Raw genomic sequence first — 6332 nt, 5'->3', positions numbered from 1 at the left:
CGCCACGCATTTCAATTTTTCCGGCATAGCTCAGTTGGTAGTAGCGCATGACTGTTAATCATGATGTCGTAGGTTCGAGTCCTACTGCCGGAGTTGCTTGATAGCATCTGCTATCTTTTTTTTCACATAAAATGACAAAAATAAAGACGTTGCCTTTGATGGGGCAGCGTCTTTTTTATTTAGATGAGATCAGAACGAAAAGGAAGAAGTGTTGCTTGTCCTGCTGTTTTTTTCTATACTATTAGAAAAGGAGACGATGGCGTGAGAAAGAAAGTACTTTTTGATTTAGATGGAACGATCATTGATTCGAGTGAAGGAATCTATGGATCGATTCAATATGCGATGGAAAAAATGGGAAAAGAGCAATTAGCGCAAGACATACTGCGAAGCTTTGTGGGGCCGCCTTTGATTGAATCCTTCCGTGGCTTGGGCTTAGATGAAGCTGCTGCCCAGCAAGCCGTTGCCTTCTACCGGGAAAATTATCGTCAAGCGGGTATGTTTCAAGTACAACCATATCCGTTGATTGAAGAAACATTGCAGGAGTTGGCAAAGGATCACGATTTGTATATCGCCACGTCGAAACCAGAAGTTTTTGCAAAAAAGATTCTGACTCATCTCAAGTATGATGGCTATTTCAAAGGAATCTATGGGGCGGATCTTGAGAATAAACGTGGGGAAAAAGCGGCGGTTATCCACTATGCGCTAACTGAGATCGAAAAGGAGCAAAAAGCGCAGGAAGCCATCATGATCGGCGACCGTGAGCATGATATTTTAGGTGCAAAAGAAAACCAGTTACCGGCAATCGGTGTTTTATATGGTTTTGGGTCACGAGAAGAATTGCTTGATGCTGGTGCAATCGCTTTAGCCGCTGAGACACAAGAACTTCTTTCGTTGATTTCCCATTCCGTATAGAGAAAAAGAGCTGACAAGCACCTTACAAGGCGTTTGTCAGCTCTTTTGTTACACATTCGTTTGCTTCAACTGCGGAGAGGCTTCCAATAAAAGATTGGTATCCAAATAGCCGCTTTCGTTTTTCAAAATCAAGGTTCCTGAAGTTGGGTGAACATCTAGAATTAGATGACCAGTCAAGAACATTTGATCATAGGTTGATGTAAAAAAAGTAAACTGATTGCTTGAGACTAACTCATTGTATGGGTCTAACGGTTCGTCGATCGGTGTGATCAAAAAACGTTCGCCGATCATACAGCATCCAGCTGCTGAAGAAAATTGGTTCGATCCGTCATTACTCGTCAGAATATATAAGTCGTGTCCTTCTGGAAAGCGAGCAACGGCACTAGGGGTAATATGTAAGTCCATTATGCATGATCTCCTTTTTGAAACGAATGAGCAACAAGCTGTTTCGTTTCGATAATTGTTGATAAACCAAGTGTATCACTCCTCTTAGGGATGTGACAGCAACTTGCTTTTCCACAAGCCAAGCTTAAAGTTTTAGCAAGAAAAAGGCGATAATACCGATTATCAGCAAGAAAAGCCCTAAGTACAAGAGCACAGTGACTGCAGCATGGAAAAAAGAGCGCATTTCTTTCACCTCGAATCATTGTTCTCCTTATTTTACTGCATAATTGCGGAACCAAGTAAGGACCTTCACAAATCTTAAAGGAAGTTTTAGGTCTCTTAAGAGTAGACCTCGTCCTTTTTTGTAACGCTTCCATTTTTTGTGGTAAAATAAAGAAAAGGAGGCGATTTGGATGTTACGTAATTCTCAAAATGTACTTGTTGCCTTAGATGGGTCGGATCAGTCAGAAAAAGCGTTCCAAGAAGCACTCGCGATTTGTCGTAGGAACAAAGCCAAATTGTATGTCCTCTCTGTTATCAACAATGCTGAGTTATCCACAAGTGCCTATGCTTTTGCGAAAATTTTTGATCAAGAAAAATTACGTGTGGAAACGGATATGTTGAAAAAAATCTATGATGCCAATCAACATGGGGTGGAAGATGTTGAGGTGATCGTTGAAGTCGGTGATCCAAAACGTTTTATCATTCATGCAGCGACTGAATTGTATCCAATTGATTTGATCGTTATCGGTGCAACTGGCAAAGGTACATTGACTCGAGCTGTCGTGGGCTCAACCACCGATTATGTCGTTAATCATTCGAAATGTACGGTGCTGGTCGTGAAGTAAGAAGTTGAATCAAACGGAAAAAATATGTTATTTTTTAAGTCAGCATAAGGCATATCCTTTCAAAAAAATTCAGTTTAGTTGAAAAACCCGCTCTCTTGGCTTTAGGAGAGCAGGTTTTTTGTTGTAAAAAAGAAGTGCCTAAAATTGAACTGTGAGTAACGATTGAAAACGTCTTTTCGTCGTTTTATCAAAAAAATATTTATGTAAATTGAACTAGGTTGACCGTTAGAAAAGATAGTTTGTTACACTTTTAATAAGCAAAGGATGTAGGAAAAGTATTGGAGAGAGGGGCTGATAATTTACTGAGTTTCCATGATTCAGCTGGTTGCAAGTGGCTATCATTGGAAAGGAGAATGAAATGAAGCGTGTTGCAGAAAACTATTAGGTTGTTTTTTCGATTCTTTTGCTGAGTATATGGTTAGGCTTGATCCAAGTGAAGGAATATTCGCAAGAAGCAGTCCTGTCGATCATTTACTTTATTAATCTTTATACGCTCTTGTTCAAATTTAAAGATGCAGCGAGAATGGTGAAAGCAGTTGTATCTTTCGTACTATTGGGTTTTACGATCTTATTTCTTTTGTATATCGCAAGTAATTAGAGGCAATACGAATTGTTAACTTTAGAAATTATCGCTATATATTGGGAATGAGATGTACAAAAAAAGACAACGTCCGACAAACGTTGTCCTACCAAAGCCACTTGACGGGCTTGAACCGTCGACCTCATCCTTACCATGGATGCGCTCTACCAACTGAGCTAAAGCGGCGTGTTATTTAACACAAGATATAGAATACCGTAAAGGCGCTACTTTGTCAATGAGATTTTCGGATATTTCTTGAGAAAAACGCTTTGCGGGAAGGGAAGTTTCTAAAAGAGGATTTTCTTGAAAAAAAGGATCAAAAAATTGATTTTTGCTCTTGCTAAATTATCTGACTATTTGGTATAGTACAGATAGATTCTTCCGGCATAGCTCAGTTGGTAGTAGCGCATGACTGTTAATCATGATGTCGTAGGTTCGAGTCCTACTGCCGGAGTATCAAAAACGACCTTCGTTTCGGAAGGTCGTTTTTTTGTTGGAAAGAGTCCGTTCTTTTGTTGGTTGTGGATAGCCTGGGGATAATGGGTTCCCGAGTTTTTTTCCAGAACACTCACTCCGCTGAGGAAATCTTCTGTAATAGTTCCTCGTATAAATCCGTCGTTTCGGCGGCTTTTTTATTTGTGTAAAAAACGGTTGGGCCATCGTTAGTAGTGACTTTTAAAATGGGCGTCACCTTCGTGTCGACAAACATTCTGGCAGGTTCGCCGGCAACGGTAAACTGACCGATTTGGTAACTGGCGGTTCCTACACCCATGGTACGAACACGAGGAGACGGCAATTTTTCGATCAATTCCACTGTCTCTATATCTGCCAAAGAGACCGTAGTTTTCCCGGACATTGGTGCATCGAATGTGACTTCTTGTCCTTGCACTTCACCAGTGATCGCATCAGCAGTAAAATCTAAGCGATACATCGGAATGATGGTCCCGATCATTAACACAAGTAAGAAGACCGCGGTGATGCCTGCGACGATCTGTCCGCTGCGTTTGCCTAGATTGATGCCGATATTCATCCCAACACGGTCAGGAACGAACAGTCGCGCATCATTAGGATTGATGTAAAAACCATATCGCCAGTAAGCATCTTCGCCATAATAGCGCGGTTGTGCTGCCGGTTCTAAGAGCTGATCTTGTTTTTTACGCAGATCTAGCAACAAGAAGAAGGTAAAGACGATCAAGAAAACCACCAAAACAACAAAGAGCACTAAGAGGATAGTACTGAATGCTCCAGTGGCGGACATGGACGCCAGCGGGACAGTCAATAAGAGCAGTGTAATGGTACAAGTGACAGCGATCAATAAGGACCAATAGCGCTTTGTTAAATCATTGATGTGCTGGTCGATAGCTGAATCACCGCTGATCCCGCGAACGGGTAAGCGGCTGATGATCACCCAGAGATAGAGGAACAGCGCAAAAATTGCTAAGGAGACACCGCCCATCAAGTATCCTGTAGAAAGATCAGGCAACTGCCATGCTTGGTACAAACTGATCATCAACAAAATCCCCGCAGGAACGAGGCTATACCACGGCAGCATCCGCTTATTTTTGGTTTGAACGAGTTTCGTATCGATCCGAATCGGATCGATGGGTAGTTCCCATCCATTGGTAAGGATCAATTGCCGCATTTTTCCGATGTAATGTACTTGTACTAAGTAAGCTGTCCCCAGCAGAGCGGCCATATAAAGCCAGAACAGGGTAAGGATGATGGAGTCAGATAAATTGAACAAAAAAAGGAGACTTGCTACACTAAATGTACCAACGATTTGTAAGATACGCTTGCGAAATTCTGTGATCAAGCTGTGGACGCTAGGATCATCCAGATGCTCAGGGGCAAGGGTATTTTCGAGTAAAACATTTTTGTGGGGTTTACTGATCAAGCGTAAACCAAATGCGGTCGTCCCACAGAGGACGAGGGCAATAATGAAAAAAAGATAAGTCATTTGCATTCATTCCTTTCAGGAAATTGGTCCAGAAGTTGTTGAACATCCGTTAAAAGCGCTTGCTTGCTTTTGCCGTGTAAGAGAGCGATTGCTAGCTGTAGCTGTAAGTTTTGGCGATACTCCGCTTCTTGTCCGGAAGTAAACGGTGGTGGCGCGGCAACGGCGGTTCCTTTGCGGCGATCTGTGACTAACAAGCCTTCTTCTTTGAGGGAATTGTAGGCTTTTGAGATCGTCATGGTATTGATGCCGATCTCTTCGGCTAATTGACGGACGGATGGCAGCAATTCGCCAGCGGCCAAATCGCCTTTTGCGATACCGACAATGATCTGTTCCCGCAACTGCTGGTAGATGGGTTGGTTGCTTTGGGTTTGAATATCAAATATCATCGAAAACAGCTCCTTTGTATTATATATATTAATACAAAATATACAAAATAGCAACTGGTAATCAAATGAACAAGAATCGTTAGAAAAAAGTAAATAGCTTGTTACAGTTCTGTTTCATGGATCAGGTATCCTTTGACAGATACAACTTAGAGGAGGAACTTTTTATGAGCCAATCGCAAAGAACGGCTTACTTTGATAATGCAAAATTTTTACTGATGATCTTGGTCGTCTTCAGTCACTTGCTGCAGCCTTTTATCGGCGATCAGAAGTTTTATCATGACCTATATTATTTTATCTTCACTTTCCACATGCCAGCTTTTGTTTTTCTGGCTGGGTACTTTGCCAAACCGTTGACGAAGGGACACAAGCTTCGTGAGTTGATGAAAAAGTTCTTGCTGCCTTATGTCTTCTTTCAGGTGTTTTACACCGTCTATTACTGGTTGATCGGTCTACGGGAGTCGCTAAAAATCCAACTGTTGAATCCGCAATGGGCACTTTGGTTTTTGCTTAGCATGTTCTTTTGGCAGCTCTCGCTGTTGATCTTTCAAAAAATGTCCAAAAAGCAGGCGATCCTGCTGAGTATTGGCTTGAGCATCTTTGCTGGCTACGTGCCGTTTTTAAATCAAGTGTTGACCTTGCAGCGGACCTTTGTCTTTTTGCCGTTTTTCATTATCGGGTTTTATTTTCCCAAAAATGAGATGCGCTTTTTATTGAAACCAAAGATTCGAACCATCAGTTTGCTTTTCCTACCGATCATCTACACCTTTATCGCGTTTTTTCATGGGATGAACAAGTACATGGTTTTTGGTTCCAAGCCTTATGACGATTACTTGAGCTATCCGTTGTTCGGTGGTCCCTTGCGTGCGGTCTTTTTCGTGATCGGGCTGATGGGGATCATCGGTTTTCTGAGCCTCGTGCCCAGAGAGCACCTATTTTTTACGAAGTGGGGCAAAAACACACTGCTGGTCTATCTTTTACAGGGGATCTTCATCAAGGGCTTGCGGGCATTAGCGATCACCGACTTGAATCTGTCGGTATTAGGCTTTGTGACGTTGGTGTTAGCCAGTGTTTTACTGACGATCTTGCTAGCTAGCCGCCCGATCCGCTTCCTGTATGCACGATTTGAACGAGGACTATCCTTTGTTTTACTTGGCTTTTTGCTTTTGATGCTAACCCTTTAAATCCTTGATACGAGCAACCGCTCTTAGAAAGATGATTTTTTCATTTTTCTAGGAGCGGTTGTTATTTGAGAGGCAGAGGCGTAA

At 42.1% G+C, this 6332-nt stretch carries 6 protein-coding genes and 3 tRNA genes; 5 read left to right on the top strand and 4 right to left on the bottom strand.

All coding sequences use genetic code 11. From position 1 onward, the window contains the following. Positions 1–19 precede the first annotated feature (19 nt). Positions 20–93: transfer RNA gene (locus tag ACIPK1_RS17330), tRNA-Asn, on the top strand. 168 nt (positions 94–261) lie between these two features. Then, positions 262–912, top strand: coding sequence for an HAD hydrolase-like protein (locus ACIPK1_RS17325; protein WP_400451390.1), 651 nt, complete (start codon positions 262–264; stop codon positions 910–912). Between the two features lie 48 nt (positions 913–960). On the opposite strand, the gene ACIPK1_RS17320 is transcribed toward ACIPK1_RS17325, so the two are convergent. Beyond that, the gene (locus ACIPK1_RS17320) at positions 961–1317 is read right to left on the bottom strand and encodes an iron-sulfur cluster biosynthesis family protein (protein WP_005237545.1); all 357 of its coding nucleotides are present in this window, start codon (positions 1315–1317) and stop codon (positions 961–963) included. Between the two features lie 392 nt (positions 1318–1709). Between ACIPK1_RS17320 and ACIPK1_RS17315 the strand changes: the two genes are divergently transcribed. Next, the gene (locus tag ACIPK1_RS17315; RefSeq protein WP_005237544.1) at positions 1710–2144 is read left to right on the top strand and encodes a universal stress protein; all 435 of its coding nucleotides are present in this window, start codon (positions 1710–1712) and stop codon (positions 2142–2144) included. A 693-nt stretch (positions 2145–2837) separates the two neighbouring features. Here ACIPK1_RS17315 and ACIPK1_RS17310 read toward each other — a convergent pair. Next, positions 2838–2910: transfer RNA gene (locus tag ACIPK1_RS17310), tRNA-Thr, on the bottom strand. Positions 2911–3104: 194 nt separating this feature from the next. On the opposite strand from ACIPK1_RS17310, the gene ACIPK1_RS17305 reads away from it, so the two are divergent. Further along, positions 3105–3178: transfer RNA gene (locus tag ACIPK1_RS17305), tRNA-Asn, on the top strand. Positions 3179–3292: 114 nt separating this feature from the next. Here the strand turns inward: ACIPK1_RS17305 and ACIPK1_RS17300 are convergent. Further along, positions 3293–4681 (bottom strand): hypothetical protein, encoded by a 1389-nt coding sequence (locus tag ACIPK1_RS17300; RefSeq protein ID WP_400451387.1) that lies wholly within the window; start codon positions 4679–4681, stop codon positions 3293–3295. Beyond that, positions 4678–5067, bottom strand: coding sequence for a GntR family transcriptional regulator (locus ACIPK1_RS17295; RefSeq protein WP_016620245.1), 390 nt, complete (start codon positions 5065–5067; stop codon positions 4678–4680). Before ACIPK1_RS17295 ends, ACIPK1_RS17300 begins: the two co-directional genes overlap by 4 nt. Before the next feature lie 164 nt (positions 5068–5231). Between ACIPK1_RS17295 and ACIPK1_RS17290 the strand changes: the two genes are divergently transcribed. Beyond that, the gene (locus tag ACIPK1_RS17290) at positions 5232–6248 is read left to right on the top strand and encodes an acyltransferase family protein (RefSeq protein WP_008377006.1); all 1017 of its coding nucleotides are present in this window, start codon (positions 5232–5234) and stop codon (positions 6246–6248) included. Positions 6249–6332: the final 84 nt, after the last annotated feature.

This window comes from Enterococcus sp. NPDC086594 (assembly GCF_044746145.1).
GTDB lineage: Bacteria > Bacillota > Bacilli > Lactobacillales > Enterococcaceae > Enterococcus_D > Enterococcus_D entomosocium.
This window is presented reverse-complemented; position numbering and strand designations above follow the sequence as displayed.